Source organism: Chryseobacterium artocarpi, from assembly GCF_001684975.1.
Lineage (GTDB): Bacteria > Bacteroidota > Bacteroidia > Flavobacteriales > Weeksellaceae > Chryseobacterium > Chryseobacterium artocarpi.
Genome location: NZ_MAYH01000012.1, coordinates 715,594 through 736,751, shown reverse-complemented (window position 1 = coordinate 736,751; position 21,158 = coordinate 715,594). Strand labels below are relative to the sequence as shown.

The 21,158-nt window shown below is 34.2% G+C and carries 17 protein-coding genes and 3 tRNA genes; 3 read left to right on the top strand and 17 right to left on the bottom strand.

The features are described from left to right. Positions 1 to 494 precede the first annotated feature (494 nt). Complete coding sequence (locus BBI01_RS22350) at positions 495 to 1,922, bottom strand: tetratricopeptide repeat protein (protein WP_083190038.1); 1,428 nt, start codon at positions 1,920 to 1,922, stop codon at positions 495 to 497. Between the two features lie 108 nt (positions 1,923 to 2,030). Continuing rightward, on the bottom strand, positions 2,031 to 3,455 hold the full coding sequence (locus tag BBI01_RS22345; RefSeq protein WP_123862106.1) for a tetratricopeptide repeat protein: 1,425 nt from the start codon (positions 3,453 to 3,455) through the stop codon (positions 2,031 to 2,033). Positions 3,456 to 3,819: 364 nt separating this feature from the next. Between BBI01_RS22345 and BBI01_RS07725 the strand changes: the two genes are divergently transcribed. Next, the gene (locus tag BBI01_RS07725) at positions 3,820 to 4,296 is read left to right on the top strand and encodes a GNAT family N-acetyltransferase (protein ID WP_065394087.1); all 477 of its coding nucleotides are present in this window, start codon (positions 3,820 to 3,822) and stop codon (positions 4,294 to 4,296) included. Positions 4,297 to 4,334: 38 nt separating this feature from the next. On the opposite strand, the gene BBI01_RS07720 is transcribed toward BBI01_RS07725, so the two are convergent. The 3 genes from BBI01_RS07720 to BBI01_RS07710 form a co-directional block, all read right to left on the bottom strand. Next, positions 4,335 to 4,407 (bottom strand) — tRNA-Lys (locus BBI01_RS07720). Between the two features lie 74 nt (positions 4,408 to 4,481). Further along, positions 4,482 to 4,554: transfer RNA gene (locus tag BBI01_RS07715), tRNA-Lys, on the bottom strand. A 76-nt stretch (positions 4,555 to 4,630) separates the two neighbouring features. Beyond that, a tRNA-Lys gene (locus tag BBI01_RS07710) sits at positions 4,631 to 4,703 on the bottom strand. A 412-nt stretch (positions 4,704 to 5,115) separates the two neighbouring features. Between BBI01_RS07710 and BBI01_RS07705 the strand changes: the two genes are divergently transcribed. Further along, a complete protein-coding gene (locus BBI01_RS07705; RefSeq protein WP_065394086.1) occupies positions 5,116 to 6,150 on the top strand; it encodes a S66 family peptidase in 1,035 nt (344 codons plus the stop codon). 75 nt (positions 6,151 to 6,225) lie between these two features. Here the strand turns inward: BBI01_RS07705 and BBI01_RS07700 are convergent, their stop codons facing one another. The 5 genes from BBI01_RS07700 to BBI01_RS07680 form a co-directional block, all read right to left on the bottom strand. Then, positions 6,226 to 6,852: a DJ-1/PfpI family protein gene (locus BBI01_RS07700; RefSeq protein ID WP_065394085.1), complete on the bottom strand. Its 627-nt coding sequence runs from the start codon at positions 6,850 to 6,852 to the stop codon at positions 6,226 to 6,228. A 102-nt stretch (positions 6,853 to 6,954) separates the two neighbouring features. Then, positions 6,955 to 7,941, bottom strand: coding sequence for a GlxA family transcriptional regulator (locus tag BBI01_RS07695; protein WP_065394084.1), 987 nt, complete (start codon positions 7,939 to 7,941; stop codon positions 6,955 to 6,957). Positions 7,942 to 8,159: 218 nt separating this feature from the next. After that, positions 8,160 to 9,752, bottom strand: a complete 1,593-nt coding sequence (locus tag BBI01_RS07690) for an efflux MFS transporter permease (RefSeq protein WP_065394083.1) — start codon at positions 9,750 to 9,752, stop codon at positions 8,160 to 8,162. Then, positions 9,752 to 10,810, bottom strand: coding sequence for an HlyD family secretion protein (locus tag BBI01_RS07685; protein WP_065394082.1), 1,059 nt, complete (start codon positions 10,808 to 10,810; stop codon positions 9,752 to 9,754). Before BBI01_RS07685 ends, BBI01_RS07690 begins: the two co-directional genes overlap by 1 nt. 4 nt (positions 10,811 to 10,814) lie before the next feature. Continuing rightward, positions 10,815 to 12,137: a TolC family protein gene (locus BBI01_RS07680; protein WP_065394081.1), complete on the bottom strand. Its 1,323-nt coding sequence runs from the start codon at positions 12,135 to 12,137 to the stop codon at positions 10,815 to 10,817. A 132-nt stretch (positions 12,138 to 12,269) separates the two neighbouring features. Here BBI01_RS07680 and BBI01_RS07675 point away from each other — a divergent pair, with 132 nt between their 5' ends. After that, positions 12,270 to 13,082: a helix-turn-helix domain-containing protein gene (locus BBI01_RS07675; RefSeq protein WP_065394080.1), complete on the top strand. Its 813-nt coding sequence runs from the start codon at positions 12,270 to 12,272 to the stop codon at positions 13,080 to 13,082. A gap of 281 nt (positions 13,083 to 13,363) precedes the next feature. Here the strand turns inward: BBI01_RS07675 and BBI01_RS07670 are convergent, their stop codons facing one another. The 7 genes from BBI01_RS07670 to BBI01_RS07640 form a co-directional block, all read right to left on the bottom strand. After that, positions 13,364 to 16,849, bottom strand: a complete 3,486-nt coding sequence (locus BBI01_RS07670; protein ID WP_065394079.1) for a glycosyltransferase family 117 protein — start codon at positions 16,847 to 16,849, stop codon at positions 13,364 to 13,366. A 142-nt stretch (positions 16,850 to 16,991) separates the two neighbouring features. Further along, on the bottom strand, positions 16,992 to 17,780 hold the full coding sequence (locus BBI01_RS07665; RefSeq protein ID WP_065394078.1) for an SDR family oxidoreductase: 789 nt from the start codon (positions 17,778 to 17,780) through the stop codon (positions 16,992 to 16,994). A gap of 82 nt (positions 17,781 to 17,862) precedes the next feature. After that, complete coding sequence (locus BBI01_RS07660; RefSeq protein ID WP_065394077.1) at positions 17,863 to 18,576, bottom strand: SMI1/KNR4 family protein; 714 nt, start codon at positions 18,574 to 18,576, stop codon at positions 17,863 to 17,865. A 32-nt stretch (positions 18,577 to 18,608) separates the two neighbouring features. Next, positions 18,609 to 19,199, bottom strand: a complete 591-nt coding sequence (locus tag BBI01_RS07655) for a hypothetical protein (protein WP_065394076.1) — start codon at positions 19,197 to 19,199, stop codon at positions 18,609 to 18,611. A gap of 106 nt (positions 19,200 to 19,305) precedes the next feature. Then, entirely contained in the window at positions 19,306 to 19,794 is a 489-nt protein-coding gene (locus tag BBI01_RS07650; protein WP_065394075.1) for an SMI1/KNR4 family protein, read from the bottom strand. Between the two features lie 63 nt (positions 19,795 to 19,857). Then, entirely contained in the window at positions 19,858 to 20,391 is a 534-nt protein-coding gene (locus BBI01_RS07645) for a hypothetical protein (RefSeq protein WP_065394074.1), read from the bottom strand. A 47-nt stretch (positions 20,392 to 20,438) separates the two neighbouring features. Then, a complete protein-coding gene (locus BBI01_RS07640) occupies positions 20,439 to 21,020 on the bottom strand; it encodes a TlpA family protein disulfide reductase (RefSeq protein WP_065394073.1) in 582 nt (193 codons plus the stop codon). Positions 21,021 to 21,158 lie beyond the last annotated feature (138 nt).

Here is a 21,158-nt window from a genome sequence, read left to right as displayed (position 1 = left end):
ATCCTGATCAAAACCGTTATACAAATCTATATTTTAAAGTTTTAAAAAGAAAAAAATCTCCTACTACACATATACAACATGAAAATAAACTAATGATTTACAGCTCATTAAATCAATTATATTTTAATAAATAAGAGTATCTATGATAGCATATAAAATAGTGTACAAAAAAATTGTATATAAAAAGTAAAGGGGTTGTATGTAGAAATAATATTAGAAAATTTTGGATCTTAAATAATAAATTGTAAAGGATCTTATCAATATTCAACCATGTTGTAGAAAAATTTTCAAAAAACCATCAAAAATAAAACACATTGAAAAACAATTAATTACATTTAAAAAATCAAAATGTAGTACTTGTGTAGTATAGCTTTTTTTCTTCTTTTGGATAAAAATTTTCATATTTGACATGAGACCACTAAAGAAATTCAGGTGGCGAAAAAAAAATTTCGAAAACACTGTCTGATATGATGTATCAGGCAGTTTTTTTTGAATTAAACCAGCTCATCAAAAAACTGGTAAATATCCGTTTCAGTGGGGATATTGAGTTTTTTCCTAATTCGGTATTTCTTTTGTTGTACAGTTCTATGCTGAATAAGAGTATAATTCGCAATCTCTTTAGAAGTAAAATGGAGTTTCAGCATAGCGCAAAAAGCCAGTTCAGAATTTTCCAACCCGGGATTGATATATAGAAGTTTTTGGATAAATTCGGGATATGCTTCTTTAAAAAGGTTCAAAAACTCCGGGTGATTACTTCTGGCAAGCTCTATAAGCTCATCCTGCTTCTTATCATTCATCTTACTTTTAAGCTTTTCAGATTCAGTTCTAAGTGTATTTTTTCTCTCTCTTAAAAGCTTTATAATTCTCCATGAATATAAAACCAACAGTAAAAAGACAGCAAGAGATATCAGAATCACCCATTGTATATCCTTCTTATGACTATCCGCTGCTTTTTCTGTTTCCGCAATAAAAGATTCCATATCATGATTTATTGTCTTTAAAGCAGCAGTATTATTCTTGATATTTGCTTCATTATAAGCATTTAAATAATAATATGCTTGTTCATTATCACCAGTATTTTCATATACCGTCCTCAAGTCATTATAAATATATTTGGTGTAATAAGCATAAATACGCTTCGTATGACTATCAATCTCCAGTGCTTTCTTCAATGCCAATTCAGCTCTATCATATTGTTTATCAGCAATATAATATTCACCCATAATAGTATTAGCATAAAGTGCTATTCCATCTACTTTTCCTCTTTCAAGCGCTTTATTATAGGCAATAGTCACATACTTCTTAGCAGAATCCATATTTTTATGCATATATATGTAATCGCTTATGGCACAATCTGCATATCCTGAATTGTTGAGTTTTCTAGCTTTATGAAAATATTCGAGAGCTTTATCATTTTGTTTTTTCTGACTATAAAAAACACCCTGCTTAAGATAGATATTAAAAAGAATATTATTTTTCAGTTTTGCATCAGTTTCTCCAGCATTTTTAATAAAATCTATTGCTTTATTATTGTATTCTAAACACTTATCATATTTCCTCAATTCATAGTTAAATTTCGCATAATTGCTGTAAAATATTGCTTTATGGAGATTATTTTTAGAATTTTCTAAGATTTTATTAGCAGCATTAAAGAAAAAATGAGACTTTGCATAGTTCTCCAGGGAGATGTTCACTACTGCTAAATTAATAAAACATAGCGCTTTACCCTCTTCATATCCTATTTCATCTGCTTTTGCGTAATATTTCTTATTAAGACTTACAAGAGAATCATATTCACCTGAAACTCGGAATTCCTCATTCTTTTCCATCAGAGGAACATCGAAAGACTTTTCAAATTCTTGAGAATCCTGTCCGCAGGAGACTAAAAGAAATAGTAAAGCTAAAAGAAAAATACGTATCATGGGGTTTTCCGTTAAAACTAAATATCAATGTAATTTATAATTAATAACTCAACTATTTATACTTAATATATTACAAATTCATTAAAAATTCATAGATATTTCTTTATTCTATTTATCTAAATTATCAAAAAAAACATAAATATCTTCTTCTCCTGAGATCTCTAATCTTTTCCTGATTCTATATTTCTTTTGCTGAACAGACCGATGTTGTACAAAAGTGTAGTCTGCAATTTCCTTAGAAGAAAAACCAAGCTTCAGCATAGCACAGAATGCCAGTTCAGAATTTTCAAGGTCAGGATTTATTTTCAGCAATGAATTAATAAAATCAGGATACAACTCCCTGAACCTCATTAAAAAGGATGAATCATTTTTCTTTGCCAGTTCGGTAACATCCTCCAGCATTTTATTATGAACAGTGCTTTTCAGCCTCTCAGTTTCTATTTTCAGGTTTGTTTTCTTCTTTTGAAGTAATTTTATAAGTCTCTGTGCATATACACCTGAAACAGTAAGTACAAATATAGAAAGGGCTATAATTAGGGGTAAATAGCTTTTCTGCCATTCTGATTCCGTTTTCATCTCTGAAATAAAATCATCTGTTGTTTTATTCATACTTGCAAATCTGGCACTTTCCATTTTATTCTCTTCCTCCATATAATTTTTAAGGTAATAATAGGCTTTACCACCATCATTCTCTTTTTTATAAAGTTCTGCCAGTGATTTATACACACCTGCAATATGGGTTGAATAAGTTCTTTTGGTTTTTATATTAATTTCAAGTGCTTTTTTGAGATTTTTTTCGGCTTCAGCACTATTATTAATCTCATTATAGTAATACCCCATTGTAAAATAAACCCACAATGATTCCACGTCACTTGTCTTTTGGCTAAGCATTTTTTCATCTGCCTTGCCAACATATATTCCAGCTTGTTGTAATTGATGAGTAAACAGGTAATACTGAGCAAGCATACAATTACTATACGCGGAATTTTCCAGTTCATTAGCCTTAATAAAAGATTTTAATGAGGTTCCCATCCAGCCTTTAAAGGCAAAAAAGATTCCTTTATTGATATAAACTCTGGGAATTAATTTATCCTTTATCTTTGAATTCGGAGTACGATGAATATAGTAAAATGCTCGATTATTACATTCAATAGCCTTATTATACAATTTCAAATGATTAAAATAAAGGCTGTAATCATTATAAAATGTTGCTTTATGATAGTTATTCTCTGAATTTTTAAGTTCTTTTTCTGCATTATTAAAGAAAAACAATGCTTTTTCATAATTCCCTGATGAAACATTTACTCCTGCAATATTGAGATAGCAAAGTCCTTTCCCCGCCTGATACTTCATTTTTTCAGCTTTTTTCAGATAGCTCATATTGAGGTTCATAAAAGCCTCATATTCCCCTGAAAGCTGTAGTTCATTACTTTTACTTAGTAAGGAAATATCAAATTCATCTCTTTCTTTATTTTGAGATGTTTGATTACAAGATACCACAAGCAACAAAAGATATATACAAAACGTATACATCACTGTTGCCTTTATCGATCTTAAATATTTTTTATTGTTTTTAATAATTATCAAATTTAATTTTACTTATTCCTATATTATCAGGCTACACAGACATATATTTCAAGAAATACAGTAAAAAATCAATCATTTCATCTCTATTAAATGCTCTTCTTGTCATAAATATACGTAATTTCTCATTTTGTTAATTGAAAATTCTGTTCCAACTTTGAAAATTTCGTCATCCATTTCACTAAATATGGAGTATTCATTTATGATAATTTGTAAAGACTTCAAAGTAAAATTGACATTTACAGTTCAATTGTTTTAGTAATCTGCATATTTGTACCTTTACTAAAGGTTTATAAGAAATTTATCATAAACAATGAATATTAACTATCGATCTCTCCTTCCTGACGAAAGCAAACTTTACAGAAGTATTCGTTTAGAAAGTCTTTCAGAATTTCCTGAATCATTTTGTGCTAATTATCATGATGCTTTGAAAATTGAAAAATTCAGAACAGAAAACGATATAGAGCAGCAATCATTTGAAAGATTTGTATTCGGTGCTTTTTCAGAAGAGGAGCTTATTGGGATCTGTGTATTTGTTAAAAATGAAAATAATACTGGTCATATTTATCAGATGTATGTTAAAAAAGAATATCAAGGGAAAAATATAGGTTCAGGACTTATTCACTCTATCATTAATGAAGCGAATAAAAGATTTAATGGTATTGAAATTTTCCTGGAAGTAACGCCTCAAAACAGCAAAGCCTATTATTTGTACAAAAAAATAGGTTTTGAGGAAGTAATAAATAAGATAAATCCTGATAACTCTATTACAATGAAGTATATTGAATAAAACAAAAAGAACGACTGAAATAGTCGTTCTTTTATTTGTGACCCGGCTGGGATTCGAACCCAGGACCCATACATTAAAAGTGTATTGCTCTACCAGCTGAGCTACCGAGTCGGTCACTTATTTTCCAAAGTAAATCTCTTTTTCAAGAGAGATAAAATAACTACTGAAATGCAGTTTTTTATTTGTGACCCGGCTGGGATTCGAACCCAGGACCCATACATTAAAAGTGTATTGCTCTACCAGCTGAGCTACCGAGTCGGTCACTTATTTTTCAAAGTAAATCTCTTTTTCAAGAGAGATAAAAATAACTACTGAAATATAGTTTTTTTACTTGTGACCCGGCTGGGATTCGAACCCAGGACCCATACATTAAAAGTGTATTGCTCTACCAGCTGAGCTACCGAGTCGGCCACTTACTTTTTTAAGTAAATCCCTTTGTTTAAGGGACTGCAAAGATAGGAAAACCCTCTTAAATTCCAAATTTTTTTACGCTTTTTATCGTAAAATTTTCTTCAAAATAATTAAACATCTGTTTATAAATAATTTACGAATATTATTTTTTTCACTTAAAATTTTAAACTTCTGCCAAAACCTATCTTTAGAGGACAAAATCCCTTTTGGCATCAATGCTCACAAGGATCAGAATGAATAAAAATATTTTTCGTTTACTGACCTTTTTTAGAATTCTTTTTTTGTTTTTACTACAAATAAGTCCTAATTTTGAAAGAAATAGGCAGAAAGAGCCAATTATTGATTTACCTTTTCAGCAGTTAAGTCATCTCAGATCAAAGTTTTCCATTTTTATATTACTTAATATTTATGAAATTAATTACTCCAAAAAGATTAGTCAGTGGTGATAAAATAGCAACAATATCCCTGTCCTGGGGTGCTGCCGGTGATTTACCTCATCGATATTTGAAGGGAAAGGAACGTTTAAATCAAATTTTCAATCTGGAAGTTACTGAAACAAAACATGCCTTACAATCGGCAGAATGGATCTACAACAACCCGGAAGCAAGGGCAAATGATCTTATGGAAGCATTCTCGGATCCTTCTGTAAAGGCTATTATTTCAAATATTGGCGGAGACGACAGTGTACGAATGTTAAAGTACATTGATTTGGAAGTAATTAAAAACAATCCTAAGATATTTCTAGGATTTTCCGATAGTACAGTGACTCATTTTATCTGTCTTAAAGCTGGTTTAAGCTCTTTTTATGGCACTTCCCTATTGGTAGGATTTGCAGAAAACGGAGCAATGCATGATTATCAGATCAATGATATAAAAAAAACACTGTTCTCCTCTGACGTTATTGGGCGGATTAAACCTAATGAGGAAGGCTGGACTACTGAATTCCTTGATTGGTTTGATATTTCATTACAAGATATCAAAAGAAAACTGACTCCATCTAAGGAGTGGCACTTTATCAGAGGTAATTCTATTGTACATGGAAAATTGATCGGGGGTTGTATGGAAGTATTGGAAATGCTGAAAGGAACTGATTACTGGCCAGATCTGGAAACATGGAAAGATTCTATTCTCTTTTTTGAAACATCAGAAGATAAGCCGAAGCCTGAATATGTACGATGGTGGTTGAGAAACTATGCCGCCATGGGAATCTTGAAAAACGCCAAAGGAATTATTTTTGGAAGACCTTATGATAATTTATATACTGAAGAATATGAAGCCGAGCTACTGAAAGTTCTGGATGAAGAAGGTTTATATGATCTTCCTGTGATTACTCGGATGGATTTTGGTCACACCTGCCCTACTTTCACGATCCCTTATGGAAGAATAGCTGAGATTAACTGCATTGATAAGAAATTTTCAATATTAGAAAGTGGAGTTTTATAATTTACTTTAGAAAAATTCGCAGGTTTCAGTCTGCGAATTTTTCATATACATTTTATTTTTTTGAAAATGTAATATTTAAACAACTTTCTGCTGATACTCAAAAAGCTCAATAATAGTATCTTTCAGCTCATTCCCGTAATGTTTTCCAACAAGATAAAGGGCACCGTCTATTCCCGCGGTTATTCCGGCAGTAGTGACCAGCCGTTCCTGATCAACAAAGCGTACATTTCTATTCACTTTGCTTTTTGGATTATATTCTTCTAAAGCATCTAATAACATTGAATGGGTTGTAATTTCATAATGGTCCAAAATACCTGTTCCGGATAAATGCATACTTCCTGTGCAAATTGTAAAAACAACAGTGTTTTCATGATAACATTCCTTTACCCAACTCATTACAGTTTCCTGAAAATCATCATCTTTCAGACATTTCATCACTTGATCCGGATTGGCTCCCGGAATGACTATCATATCCGGTTTAGGTGACGTTTTCACATTATAAGTTGGAGTAACTTTCATCGTATTGGCTTCTGTGTATACTGCTTCAGAAGATTGTCCAACAGTATAGCAATTATAACTTCCCGGACGAACTACATTTGCTTTAACAAAAACATCTAAAGGACCATTTAAATCTAGAACTTCTACCTGATCATAAATTAAAAATGCGATATTGATTGTTTTGTCATTTTGTTCTTGTTTCATAATTTTATTTTTATAGGTTAATATTTTAAGATAAAGACATAGGAATAGCATGCTGATAAATACTCATCAACCTTATTTGATACTCAAAAAAGTAAAAAGAAATTATTCTGTACTCTTACTGTTTTTACGGTATTGTGCCGGAGAAAGGGATAGATATTTAAAGAATAGCCTTCGGAGTGAGACAATGCTTCCGAAGCCACATTTTTCAGCAATAAGTTCGAGACTCATATCTGTGTATTCTAATAAATTCTTTGCCTGATCAAGTCTCATTTTTTCCAGAAACTTACCAGGTGTCATTCCTGATTCTTTTAAAAATACTCTTGAGAAATTCCGAACGCTCATATTCATTGATTCAGCAATATTTTCTATGTTGATGGGCTGTTCAAGTTTGTCTTTAAGCCAGTCTCTTACTTCTTTTGTAAAGGAAGACAGCATTTCATAATCAGGTAAAGCATTTCCGAATTGTGTTTGTACTCCAGGTCTTTTTAAATGCAGTACAAGGTGCTTGGCAACTTCAGAAGCGAGTGGTTTTCCAAAGTCTTCTTCCAGTAATGCTAATGCAAGATCCATCCCGGAAGAAACTCCTCCGGATGTATATATTTGCTGATCTTTTATAAAAAACGGATTGATATTTACATTCAGGTCCGGATAGTTTTTCTGTAAAATATCAGCATATTTCCAATGGGTAGTCACCTGCTTTCCTTTTAAAATCCCTGCTTCTGCCAATACAAATGCACCAACGCAGACTGATCCAATTCGTCTTACTTTCGTAATTATATTTTGTAAATAATGATAAAGATCGGAAGTAATCTTCTCTAATACTTTAAGCTCTGTTCCTGCTACCAATAAAGTATCAATGGGAAAATCAATATCATAAATTGTATGACTACAAATTAAAGGCATTCCTGAGCTTGAATATATGGTCTTTTCCGAAGTACCCGATACCATATGAACCTGATATCCGAAGCCAGAAGTATTAAAGAAATTAGCAGCTGTAAAAACATCACAGGGACCGGCAACATCCAATAACTGAACTTCCGGCAATACTAAAAGTACTATATTTTTCTTCTGTTTATTTTTTTCCTGCATATCCGTTTCTCAATGGTATAATGCAAAGGTACCTAGAATGTCTTATGGCTGCAATGACAAAAAACGAACAGTTTCGGACATAAAAAAGACTGCCTTAAAAAGGCAGTCTTTCCACTCTCACTATAAAATTAGCTATAAAGCTATACTTTTTGTTTGTGTAGGAACTGAAAAAACTTCTGTAAGTCTTTGTAATTCCGTAAATAAGTATTCTAAACTCATTACGCAGGTGACAAGCTGCGGGATTTTAAGTACAATGCTGTACGGTTCAGATAGGGCAAAAGGATTATCAATAAAAGGAAAGCTGCGAGAAGCCAAACCATTATTTCGTAATAATCCATTGCAAAACGCACGTGATCCTGAACATTCATTCTGCTTACTAATAGTTTGTTTGATGCTTTTACAGCATGATCCTCCAACATTCCACGCGCTGTAAGCTTAGATGTCTGCTTATGAAGAAAGTCTTTAACAAAAGGATCTACTGCACTTAAATGATCCTGAAAAGCGTTGTAGTGACGACTTTTCTCATAAAGTTCAAAAAAATTGATCAGAGCTATACTGACACAAAATCCCAGATACCTTATCGCCAGTGCTGTTGCCGCTGCAGACGGACCTATAGAAGCAGGAACTGATGATATGATGAAAATAATCGTTGGAACCATAATCAATCCTACACCCAATCCCTGAAGGAATAACGGAATATAATAATTGAATTCATTCGCCTGCACATCAAAGGAATAATACATCAATGTATGGAACAGAAGCAACATCAAAAATCCCGGCACCCATACATATTGTATTTTTTTCTTCTGTAAAACCATACAACAGGCTATAATAACTCCCAAAATTAATCCTGAAAGATTAAAAACATTGATATAGGAAATATAAAAAGGATCCAAATGAAGTTCTGTCGCAAAAAAAGCATTGGTGATTCCTGAAGCAAAACGACATATATACATGACAAAGAGAATCAACAGACCTATTTTAAAGTTTCTGTATCTGAAAACCCGCAGGTCTATATAAGGTCTTTTAATAGACTTTTGGCGAAATACTGATATTCCTCCCAATGCAATAATTCCTATCACACTTCCCAAAATACGGGGATCTTCCAGCCAATAATATTCCTGCCCGAAAATGGTAATATATCCTACAAGCACAAGAATAGTACTGAATACTGCAAAACTTTGCCAATCCAGCTTATACAAATGAAATCTTGCATGCGTTCTGTAATTACTCATCGCTAATGTTAAAAAGATAAGCCCCGGCAAGTATGAAAAGATCGCTGTTTTATAGACAATATTAAAATTATACGAGTCTATAAGATCTGCAGTAATCAGGTTATTAAATGGCAACGCACAGATAAGAATACCGAAAAACACTGAAAAACTGATCTCCCGCCCTCTTTCACTGCTCAAGCGAGTAAAAATCAAAGTAAGTGAAAGGTTGACGTTTCCTGCAAATAACATTCCCTGAATAAAACGTATCGGAAAGAGGACGTAGATCTCATGGGTAAAATAACATATCAGACACGCTACGATCTGTAATGTTGTAAATAATAGAAAGTATTCTTTTGCGGCAAGAAAGCTGAAAAACCTTCTTTCCAGACTGTAAAACCCCACATATCCTGCATAAAATAATGCTACGGAAAACTGGATGTCAGCCGGCTCACTTCCATAATATCCTGCTGCCGCATTCACATTGGATAATGGCAGAAAGAATATGATAATTCCGGGCAGTGTCATGGAGAAAAGAATAATTTTCACCAGCCATTCCGGAGCCCATCTTTTGAAGTAAGGCATTTGTCTTTTAGCCATTAGGAGTGTTTTTTATTGGCGTATACATTTACGTTCATTCCCATTTTCAGAACGTCAATATCTTTTCTTTTTCCTTCTACTCTGATTCTTACAGGAATACGCTGTACAATTTTCACGTAGTTTCCGGTAGAGTTATCAGGAGGCAAAAGTGAGAAACTGGAACCTGTAGCCGGAGACAATGAAATGATAGTTCCCTGAAATTCTCTATCAGGATAGGAATCTGCCACAATTTTTACACGATCTCCCACATGCATATCTTTGATCTGGGTTTCTTTATAATTGGCAACCACCCATTTATCTGTTTCATTGTTAACGATAAAGGCGAGGGTTTCTCCGGCATCAATCATTTGTCCTACCTCAACGGTTCTTCGTCCCATTCTTCCATCGTACGACGCTACTACAGCGGTATAACTTACATCCAGTTTATGGCGGTCTAATAAAGCTTCAAGTCTTGCAACTTCTGCACGTACAACTGTTTTTTCTGCCTGAATATCATTGATTTTTGATACGGAAGCAGCATATTTATCCTGAGAAGACTGATAATCACTTTCATTGACATCCAAGGTTGCTTTTACATCTTCAAGTCTTTGTTTTGTGGCAGATTCTTCGTCATAAAGCTTCTTATAACGATTATAATCAAGCTGTTGCTTCCATACTTTTGCTTTATTGGCATCTACCTGTGCCTGTGCGGCGGCGGCTTCTTTTTCTGTGGTTCCGGTATTGCTTTCTAAAACCTTTAGCTCAGCACGGGCTTTCTGAAGAGCTGCCTGTGTTTGTTTTTGCTGAAGAACGTATTCACGGTTATCGATCAGTAAAAGGGTATCTCCTTTTTTCACTTCCTGGTTTTCCTCAAATTTTACAGCAACAATGAAACCTCCGGCTCTTGAGATCACCGGATTTACGTATTCCTGTATCTGAGCATCATTGGTTTGTTCATATCTGTAATAATTCTTTAAGGTAAAACCGCCCCAGACAGCAAGTGCGGCAACGATTAAAACTGAAATCCATCCTGTGATCTTTGTGATCAGCCTGTCGGTGGGGGTATATTTTTTTTTCATTGTATTATAAAACGCCTGTGATATTTTGTAGTAAATAATAATTGTTTTGTGCCATAATCTTTGCTGCCTCCAATTCGAATTTTGTCTGAAGAAACTGTATATCAGCATCCAGCAATTCTGTTATAAGGGAAGTCTGATTGAAATAAGTGTTTTTAATGATACGTGCATTTTCTTTTGCCTGGGCAACATTGGTTTCTGCCACTTTTATCTGCTCAAGAGCTTCCTGATAACGCAGATAAGCTTCTTTTACCTGTTGTCTCACCTTATCTTCTGTGTCTTTGTGTATTTCTTCTTCTTTTTCAAATTCCAGCGCGGCTGCTTTTACTTTCTGAGTATTGTGATAGAGAGAAGAAATAGAAAACGAGGCTTTAATTCCGACAATTCCCAAAGAGTACCAATAAGGGTTATAAGGATAAAGGAATATCTGCGGATTGGCATAATAAAATTCTCCGTACATCCCAACTTTAGGACGCACATTGGCTTTTACCTGTTTCAGTTTGATTATACTCAATTCCGTTTGCTGTTCGGAAACATGATAATCGAAAGAGTGATCCAGCGCCAGTTTCAAATACTCTGCATACGTTGTATTTTCATTCCATTGGCTCAAAGGAGTTTCAGGAATTACCACTTGCTCATCTGGCACACCAAGAATAATATTCAGTTTCTGAGTTGCGATAAGAATATCATTTTCAATGGTAATCAAAGTCATTTTACGTTTGGAAAGCTCAAGATCTATTCTTAAAACATCACTTTTAAGTACTACTCCATTTTTATATAAAGCCTGTATTTCTTTAAGCTGCGTCTTTTGATCTTCAATATCCTGTTTGATAAGGTCTCTGAAGATTAGAGTTTTCTGTAATTCAAGATAAAGCGCAGCTGTTTTGTAATGGATATCAGAAACGGATTGCTCCTTTTGAATATTTTTTATCTTTTGAAGCGTCTGGTTTTCCTTTATCTTAAGATTTAATTTATTTCCGTTGTAAATATTAAGGTAAAAATCTGCTCCCGCTCTGTAAAGGGTGTGAATTACTTCATGTTGGGTAGGTTTTGAAAAGATACCGTTTTCATAGATGGGAATGTTGGACGCTTTTTCTGCAGATCCTTTTACTTCTATTTCCGGAAGACGTTCTCTTTTCGCGTCTTTTACTTCGGCTTCTGCGATGTCTACATTGATGGTTTTGATCTTAATATGACGGCTGTTTTCTTCAGCTCTTTGCCATGCGTCTTTTAGGGAGATTCGGATGGTATCATTGCTTGGACTGCCTGTCTGGGCTGATATTGTGTAGGAAGCTCCCAGCATCAGCAGTCCGGTGACATAAATTTTCATTTGAATTTTTCGAATTATTGCACTGCAAATTTATTCTCAATCCTGATATTATTTTTATCTAAAATAGTCAACTTTTACATGATTCCAGCCAAATGATTATATTTGCATTTTCATTATTTACCTGAGTTTTTTATGGGGTTAATTGCAGCACTTCCGGATATCGATAAACACGACAAAAGTGTGTTTGTTATGCACGAAAAATCAGAGAAACTGATCCCTTTTCATAAACATACAAAGGGGCAGTTAAGTTATGTAGAAGGTGGTATTGCTTATATTACAATAGACAACCGAACCTATGTAGTGCCAGCCAGACATTTTTTCTGGATCCCGCAAGGCATGGAGCATATTCTTGAAATCGGACATACAGCTACTGTTCTCCGTTCTCTCTATTTTTATGCTTATGATGATATTTCAGATCCTTTTTATGGTAAGCTTGGAATTTATCCGGCATCAGAACTTTTAATCCAAATGATTAAATACACAGAAATGTGGGATGAAAAACATGTGACGGAAAAAGATGAGAATTTTGAGTTTCTTATAGCTTTAAAAAAGATTTTACCTAAGACTCATAAACAGCCTTTACCGATCATCCTTCCAGCAACACATAATAAGCAGATGATGAAAATTGTTTCCTATCTTGAATGGAATATTGGGGAAAAACTTACGCTTTCCAATGTAAGTGCCAGATTCGGGTTGAGTGAGCGTTCTATGTCACGTCTTTTTAAAACAGATATGAATATTTCGTTTCTTCAGTATTTGAAAACGTTAAGGATCATCAAAGCTATTGAGTTGCTTTTAAATACTGATAAAGCGATTAATGAAATTGCGGACGATGTTGGGTACAGTTCGATCAGTGCATTTAGTGATACCTTTCATGAGTTTACACAATCCAGACCTTCGGATTTAAGGAAAAGTAGTAAGGCGTTTCGTTCTCCTTCTATTTGATCAGAAAGATTATGGTGCGTGAGTTTTTTTGCTGCGGATATTTTTTGCCACGAATTCACGAATGTTTTTGATTTAATAACCTTAAATGAATGCTTAATGAAATTGCCGACGATTGTGAATCTTAATAACTTAAACAATCTTACGAGTTCGTAAATGTTTAAAAAAATCATTAAGCAGAAAGGTATAAAAGGAGGTAAAATCATGTGATTTTATGACGAAACTATATAAAACAAAACCCTCTTTTTATTCCCTTATCTGCTTGAATGACTTATTTTTTTAAATTATTGTACTGCTTTTATAATGGCGCTGGTAATCTGTTCTTCTTTCTTTTTTGAATAGGCAGAATCAAAAGGTTCCATTACATTAAATAGATATTGATAAAAAGGAGTGATTCTCTGAACTTTTTCTGATTCTTTTGTCGCTTTTTCTTTGCCCATTTGTTGAAGTTCTTTCATAAAAACCTTGAATTTTTTATCAATCGGCTCTATGGATTTCAACAGGTAAGCTTTTGCCTTATCGTTTTGTCCTAATAGTCTGTAAGCATCAGTAACACCGGCAACAACAAGGGCATATTCCATGGGTTTTGGTCTCATCTGTCTTCTGGCTGTTGCCTGAAATTCCGGGGAAAGCTTAAGGTAATAATCATACTCTTCAAATATTTCTTTCTTTAAATTTTCCGCAAGCTTAAGCCCTTTTTGTTCTTCTCCAGCAACAATATATCCTGTTACAATAGAACTTAAAGAACGGGGATCATTGTATTTTTCAGCAGGAATTTCTTTTGCAACAAGATCTAAAAGTTCTTTTGCTTTTGCATTTTCTCCTTTGAGAACAAGTGCTGAAACAGCTCTGCTTACAGACATTCTGTAGCTTATGATATTGGAAGTTGCGGTTTCATCATAATGAATACTCAAATCCTTAAAATTTCCCCATTTATAGTTTTTTACAACATTGTAAAGTGAAATAGCATCTACCCTGCCTTTATCACCATCCGGACTTTGGGGAGTACGAATAGGAATCAGCCTGTAACTGAATCCGTCAAACTGAAGATACTCATCAAGGTAAAATAAATTCTGACTGTCATAGATTCCTGCTGAAGAGAAGTTTATCGGGCGCTTCCAATCAAAATTTGCCAGTACATCCAGCATGATAAGATGACTTTTATAAAGAGTATTCGCTTCATAGTTAATCGTAATCTGATCCACCGTATTCTGAATATCAGAAGGATTAATAATTCCTGATTTCACGGCATTCTCCTTATTCACAGGAAGAACAAACTTATGTACCGGAATGATATTATACTTTTCATATTCTTTTTCGCCAAAATACATTTTCAACAGCTCATCTTTAGCCGGAGATTTATATTTTAAAAATTGAAGAGCTTCTTTTACTGTCATCGAATCCTGAGTAAGGAATTTTTTGAATTCCTGAAACTCGGTATCCGGAGCACCCTGATCTTTTAGCATGGCAAACATTCCTTCCCAGTCTTCTTTTTTCATCACGTATACCTGATCATTTACTCCATCTCTGTACTCCTCATGGGTTAATTCCCCGGGAATTGCCGCCGCATTGTACGTTTTTCTTTTTACCTGATCTATATTCCATGGAGTAGCAAGCAGGGTGAAATTTACCGTTTTCACATCATCTCTGAATCTTTCAGTTTCCTGAAGACCCCAAACCGGATAGGTATCATTATCGGCATAAGTGAAAATAATCCCGTTTTTAGGTAAGGAGGCAAGAAATGAATAGGCAGAATCATAAGCTGCGGATTTTTTGCTTCTGTCATGTGAAACATAGTTCTGAAAACCCATCATAAAAGGTATTCCCAGCAGAATTCCCCCCAGTGCAATATTGGCAATATTGGATTTTATTTTAGATTGAATAAACCATAGAATACTTCCCGAACCCAATCCGACCCAAATGGCAAAAGCGTAGAATGATCCCACCATTGCATAATCTCTTTCCCTTACTTCAAATGGCTTTACACCTGTATAGAAAACGATACCCACGCTGGTTACAATAAATAATGATAAGAGTGCATAGAACCTCCCGAAGTCTCTGTTTAAGTGAAAAAAGAAGCCTATAAGCCCTAAAATAAGTGGTAAAAAGAAAAATGCCACCGTACTTTCATTCTTAAATTTTGCCGGCATATGATCCTGATTCCCTACTAAAGCATCATCAATAAAAGAAAATCCGGAAATCCAGTTTCCATTGGTGTTTTCCATATGTCCCTGAAGATCGTTCTGTCTTCCTACAAAGTTCCACATCAGATATCTTACAAAGTAGTACCCATTCTGAAAGGAAAAAAAGTAATCCATATTCTGTGCAAATGAAGGTCTTTGTACGTTGATAAGATCGTAGGGCTTTACCTTCATATAATCGTCAACTGTAATGGAATCATCTTCATATTTTGCTCTTAGTTCATCAAAAATCTGCTTTGCCTGCGGATTATCAGCTACATCTTCATTATCATAATTGAATGTAAAATCCGGGGCACCATACATCGAAATATAATTTGCCATTACGTCTTTATCCTCACTAAACATTCTGGGCATAAAGCTTATGTGAGATTTATTGTAAACGTAATTAAACCTTTCTCCTGTTTTTCTGTATGTTCTGGTTTTTTCATCCTTTTCATATATCTCCCCGGTTATTTGCCTCTTATAGCTTCCGTCTTCATTTTTTTCAAGTCCTTTTCTGTCAAGAGCAGCCGTATAATTTTGTCCGTAGGTCGTAGGCCAGTCTCCGTACTGTTCTCTGTTGTAATAGTCTTTCATCCCAATAGCAGTATCAGGATCATTAAGGTTCATTGGTGGATTAGCATTTGCTCTGATCGGAATCACCATCCAGCAGGAAAAGCCAATAATCATATATACGACAGATAAAACAATGGTTTGGTAAATATTCTTTTTTGTTTTTCTGGCATATTTAATGAGAAAGAAACTAATCATCACCATTAGAATAAATGCGACAACCGTTCCTGAATGGAAAGGCATTCCCAAACCGTTTACAAAGAAAATTTCCAATTTTCCGAACATTGTCATGATCAGAGGAAAAATAAGTTTAAAAACAAATGCCAGAACCCCAAGTGTTATAAGATTGGCGGCAATAAAATTCTTCCAGGTAAATGAGTAATTTCTTGCATAATATATCAGACATATTGCCGGAATTGTCAGCATACACATCATATGCACTCCTACTGAAAGCCCTATAATAAAGAATATAAGAATAATCCATCTTTCGTTATCTACAGCCTGATATTCATTTTCCCATTTGGTAATCAGCCAGAGTAAAAGGGCAATAAACAAAGATGCCATTGAATACACTTCTCCTTCTACCGCAGAAAACCAAAAGGTATCCGAAAATGTAAAGCATAAGGCACCAATAGCACCTGCAAAAAGAATTGAGATTTCCTGATGCTTGGTAATCTCTTCTGAATTTTTATTTAAAAGCCTTCTGAACAAATGGGTAATAGTCCAGAATAAAAACAAAATCGTAAGTGCACTGAACAAAGCAGACATGGCATTAATCACTATCGAATAGTTGCTGCTGTTTCCCAATGCAAATATACTGGCTACCGCCCCTACAATCTGAAATAAAGCAGCTCCGGGAGCGTGTGTTACTTCAAGTTTGGAGGCTGAAGAAATATACTCACCACAATCCCAAAAACTCAGAAAATGTTCTATCGTTGAGAGATAGGTAATGAATGCAATAGCAAAAAGGAACCACCCAAGAACGGTGTTCCATTGTTTAAAAGACCAATTTTTCATATAATATTTTCCAATAATATCAGTAAGACAATTGAAAAAGAGAATCTATTACATGAAATGATAATTTTTTTTAGTAAAGATGAAAGTTATAGAATTTAGCATCGAAATTACCATTTAAAATCACAATTTTCATCTTAATTTTTTAATAAACATTACTCAATCCTCCGTCTAAAGGAATGCTTGCTCCGGTAAGATAAGCGGAATATTCTGAAGCAAGAAATGCAACCAAATGACCATATTCTTCAGGTTTTCCGAAACGTTTCATTGGAATTTTATTTTCACGGTTCTTTGTGATTTCTTCTGAGGAAACATTCATCTTTTCGGCATCGTGGCTAATCAGATTTTGAATACGGGCGGTATTAAAATATCCTGTTAAAATATTATTCACAGTTATATTATGTTCTGCTACTTCATTGGATAAGGTTTTTGCCCAGGCAATGACCGCCGAGCGAATAGAATTTGAAAGAGCAAGGTTTCCAATCGGTTCTTTCACAGACAGAGAGGAAACATTGATAATACGACCATTCTGCTGCTTTATCATATGAGGCAAAGCTAGTAAGGTAGTTTCACAAACTGTTTTAAAAAGAAGATCAAAGGCTTTCTGATAATCTTCAACATTTTTCTCGATTGCAAGCCCAGGTTCCGGACCATTTGTATTATTAACCAGAATATCTACTGAATGGTCATTAAAATATGCTGTAATCGTTTTCTTAAAGGCATCAAAATCAGAAAAATCTACAACGAGATACTGATGTTTCTGCTCTTCATGTAAAACAGGTAATGAAGCTACAATATCTTTAAGTTTTGCTTCGTTACGAGCCATTAAAGTAACATTGGCTCCGCATTTTGCCAGTTCAAACGCGATTCCTGCTCCTATTCCCTGAGTAGCGCCTCCCACCAAGGCATTTTTTGAAAAAAGCTGAATATTCATGGGTTCTGATTATGACTTTAATCTATTAAAGGTAAGAAAAAACTCCTGCCAATATTGATGACAGGAGTTCTAATTTATAGAATTAATATTCTGTATAATTAAATGTTGTATCAAGATGATCAAAAGCTATTTCTTTGCTGAGAATTTCTTTTACCTCATCAAATGTTATCAGACCTTCAGTTTCAAAGGAATTTCCTGCAGATACTTCATAGGTATATTCAAAAATATCACGCTGATAGATATTCTTCAGAATTTCCACCTGTTTTGGGGTTAGATAAGGTTCGTGTGTTTTCAATTGATTGAGAAGATTTTCTTTCATGTCTTCTTCATCTTCTTCAAAGAACATGGAGTCTTCATCTACTTCAGTCACTGCCTCCAATAGCTGACGGAATATAAAATCCTGAAGATTCCCTGCAAGTACTTCAGCTTCCTCCTCATCATGGAGAATCAATGTAACAGGAACTTCACCATCTTTTTCCAGATCAAATTGAAATGCGTATAAATCCCCTGCTCCATTAGCCGCAAACGGGACAAATTTATACTTTGAATGAATATTTCTGTAGTCTTCCTCATCTGACATTTCTTCAATGGAAGTATCCACAAGTTCTTCATCATTCCAGATTTCAATATCGTATCCAAACAGAAGCAATGGTGGTTTTTCTTTTAACTGTGGAAAGGTTGTAGAATACCAATCACTTCCAGATTCGCCCCAATCCAGCATATTGTTATCATTTAACTGCTTGTAAATTTCCGGATACTGAAAATTGTATTTCTTTTCTAGTTCTGATATGTTCATTTGTAAATTGGTTTATTTGATATTACTTTGGTTTATGTATTACGCTCCATACAGAGGTAAGTATTTTCTTTTTTATTATAAAATACTTCTACAAATGGCTCATCCTGTAATCCGATCTGAAACAGAAATTCAAGATCTTCATTCCATTCCATAGGGACATCATCTTCTGGCCAGATCATTGCCCAGCCTCCCTTGTAAGCAAAAACGCCATCATTGTTATAAATAGGATGTGAATCCATCCAAAGATCGGTATATTCATCCGGGACAAATGCCGCTAAACTTGACAAATCATCTTTATCACCGTCATTTTCAATGATCCAGGATTGAGTTTCCTCATCTCCGTAATGCATCAGTGTTTCAAATGGCGGATAGACTTCTGTCATTTTTTCCGTTAAAGGAATGTAAGCGTTTAAATCTATGGATTCTATATTGACTGGCTGAAACCTGAACTCATCATCTTCTTCTGTAAGTCCCATCCATTGGTCTGAGTATCTTACTAAAAAGCGAACTGGCTCATCTTCGTTGGCATATGCTGTTATAATATTGGAGTCAACAGCAGAAACAAACAGTGATACCTTTCGTATCATTGGCTGTGCCTTTTCTTTCAATTGGCTTAAATTCATGAAAGGGTGTAATTATTTAATTCTTCAAACTCAAAAATAGTCTATTTTATCGGGTCTACAATGGATTTATAAGATGAAAGTAGAAGTCTGAACAACCATTTTATATTCAAATTGTAAAAGGATAATTTTGACTCAATGTAGGTTCTATAAGATTTAAGGTATCACAAAAAGTTTGCTTTACGGAGTCTGTAATCGTATCATGTTCATCACAATACTCATCTAATTGTCGAATGAGAAATGCCATTTGCAGCCATTGTTCAAAATTGATATGCATCGGCTGCAGCTTTTCATCATAGTCATGATCGTAGAACAGAACATTTCCATTTGTGTCTAAAAACCATCGGTCACCTTGCCCATTTCCAGCAAAACACCAATAATCTGGTGTTTTAAATTCTTTATTTTCATTGACAGCTTCTACAGAATTGTACAAAATGTTTTCCGAAGAAATTTCAATGGTTTTTATGGAGGTAATCAGTATTTTATATTGTTCCGAAAAAGGAAAACTGACAGTTTTGGGAAAGTTTTGCACGTTCTTTTTTTCCTTTAATATCTCTGCTTCTATAGCTTCAATGGATACTATTTTAAACGAAATCATCTCACTAAAGTTCTGTTTTTTCTATTAACATTTGATATCATCTTCAATTCTATATATTTCAATCTATCCATTGAACTGTAATTTACATCCTATAGTAAGATTATTTTTTTCTACCAGCTCTACAAACGCCTGAGTAACGAAATTAATGCCTTTATTTTCATCCTGAACAGCATATTTTGCACTGAAAGATACTTCGTTTTCAAATGTAAAGTTCATTCCGTCAAAATCCTTTACAATAGTTGCTGTCTTTAGAAACAATGCAGCATATACAGGGATAGGCTGCCCTTTCAATATACAGGGTATAAACTCTATTTCATTCCTAAGTTCTTCTTTCAGGGCTGATACGGCTTGTTGGGAAAAAAGTTCTCCCACTCCACCTGTATAGCAGGTATATAGATCATAATCTTTTAAAAAAGTTTCCAGATTCAGCTGATACTTTTCTGTAAATTCTTCTTTAAGTGGAATATTATTGTTCCTCAGTGGAAAGTTTCTGCATTCAGGCAGTTTAAATTTATCAAAAATTTCTCCTTTCCTGTCGATCACAGAGAAATAATAATCTTCTCGTTTATGAAAAGCAAGCAAAGTATATAAATTCATTATGCTATTCTTTATTCGTCTAATTGTTCCTGGATTGCATTTATATTTTATTTCAATAATGCATCAATATCAGCATAGAAAGAATCTTTACTGTAGTCTGCTACTCCTGTATGTCGAAGGCGGATTGTTCCTTTTTTATCCAGTACAACTGTGGTTGGCAATGAACCATCATAGATTTCCTTCGGAATATTGCCTGCAGAAGTTATAAACGGAACTGTAAAACCTTTTTGTTTCAAATATGCTATTCCTGTTGCAGAATCATCATCGAGATTTACAGTCAGAAAAACAATATTAGAATTAGATTTGTATTTTTCATAGAACTTCTGAACGGAAGGAAATTCTGCGCGGCACGGAGGACACCATGATGCCCAAAAATTGATGAATACTACTTTCCCTTTTAAATCTGAGACATTAATGAATTTTCCTGACTCGTCTTTTAAAGTAAAATTATTATAGGTAATAGTTTCCTGCGCTTTAGGCTCTGATATACTTGAGTTAAGTAATCCTGTAGAAGCAACCTGTCTCATCAGCCAAGCTTTAGCATCCGGATTTACAAGTAATATGATGAAGAGAATAGCTAAAATTGCCGTAGACCAATTATTTCTGAACCATTTTTTTAACTGTTCCATATTTCTGATAATTCTTAACAGCAATATAAGGCTAATTATTTGAATCAATACCTTAAATGAAATACTTCTTCACAAAAAAAGCCTTTAAATCCTAGGATTTAAAGGCTTCCCTCTGCATTGGGTCTTCCTTATTGAAAG

What these genes read in the sequence shown, in the direction of transcription:
- BBI01_RS22350 (WP_083190038.1), bottom strand. Translation starts at nt 1,922, where the DNA reads ATGATACGTATTTTTCTTTTAGCTTTACTATTTCTTTTAGTCTCCTGC.
- BBI01_RS22345 (WP_123862106.1), bottom strand. Translation starts at nt 3,455, where the DNA reads ATGTATACGTTTTGTATATATCTTTTGTTGCTTGTGGTATCTTGTAAT.
- BBI01_RS07725 (WP_065394087.1), top strand. Translation starts at nt 3,820, where the DNA reads ATGAATATTAACTATCGATCTCTCCTTCCTGACGAAAGCAAACTTTAC.
- BBI01_RS07705 (WP_065394086.1), top strand. Translation starts at nt 5,116, where the DNA reads ATGAAATTAATTACTCCAAAAAGATTAGTCAGTGGTGATAAAATAGCA.
- BBI01_RS07700 (WP_065394085.1), bottom strand. Translation starts at nt 6,852, where the DNA reads ATGAAACAAGAACAAAATGACAAAACAATCAATATCGCATTTTTAATT.
- BBI01_RS07695 (WP_065394084.1), bottom strand. Translation starts at nt 7,941, where the DNA reads ATGCAGGAAAAAAATAAACAGAAGAAAAATATAGTACTTTTAGTATTG.
- BBI01_RS07690 (WP_065394083.1), bottom strand. Translation starts at nt 9,752, where the DNA reads ATGGCTAAAAGACAAATGCCTTACTTCAAAAGATGGGCTCCGGAATGG.
- BBI01_RS07685 (WP_065394082.1), bottom strand. Translation starts at nt 10,810, where the DNA reads ATGAAAAAAAAATATACCCCCACCGACAGGCTGATCACAAAGATCACA.
- BBI01_RS07680 (WP_065394081.1), bottom strand. Translation starts at nt 12,137, where the DNA reads ATGAAAATTTATGTCACCGGACTGCTGATGCTGGGAGCTTCCTACACA.
- BBI01_RS07675 (WP_065394080.1), top strand. Translation starts at nt 12,270, where the DNA reads ATGGGGTTAATTGCAGCACTTCCGGATATCGATAAACACGACAAAAGT.
- BBI01_RS07670 (WP_065394079.1), bottom strand. Translation starts at nt 16,849, where the DNA reads ATGAAAAATTGGTCTTTTAAACAATGGAACACCGTTCTTGGGTGGTTC.
- BBI01_RS07665 (WP_065394078.1), bottom strand. Translation starts at nt 17,780, where the DNA reads ATGAATATTCAGCTTTTTTCAAAAAATGCCTTGGTGGGAGGCGCTACT.
- BBI01_RS07660 (WP_065394077.1), bottom strand. Translation starts at nt 18,576, where the DNA reads ATGAACATATCAGAACTAGAAAAGAAATACAATTTTCAGTATCCGGAA.
- BBI01_RS07655 (WP_065394076.1), bottom strand. Translation starts at nt 19,199, where the DNA reads ATGAATTTAAGCCAATTGAAAGAAAAGGCACAGCCAATGATACGAAAG.
- BBI01_RS07650 (WP_065394075.1), bottom strand. Translation starts at nt 19,794, where the DNA reads ATGATTTCGTTTAAAATAGTATCCATTGAAGCTATAGAAGCAGAGATA.
- BBI01_RS07645 (WP_065394074.1), bottom strand. Translation starts at nt 20,391, where the DNA reads ATGAATTTATATACTTTGCTTGCTTTTCATAAACGAGAAGATTATTAT.
- BBI01_RS07640 (WP_065394073.1), bottom strand. Translation starts at nt 21,020, where the DNA reads ATGGAACAGTTAAAAAAATGGTTCAGAAATAATTGGTCTACGGCAATT.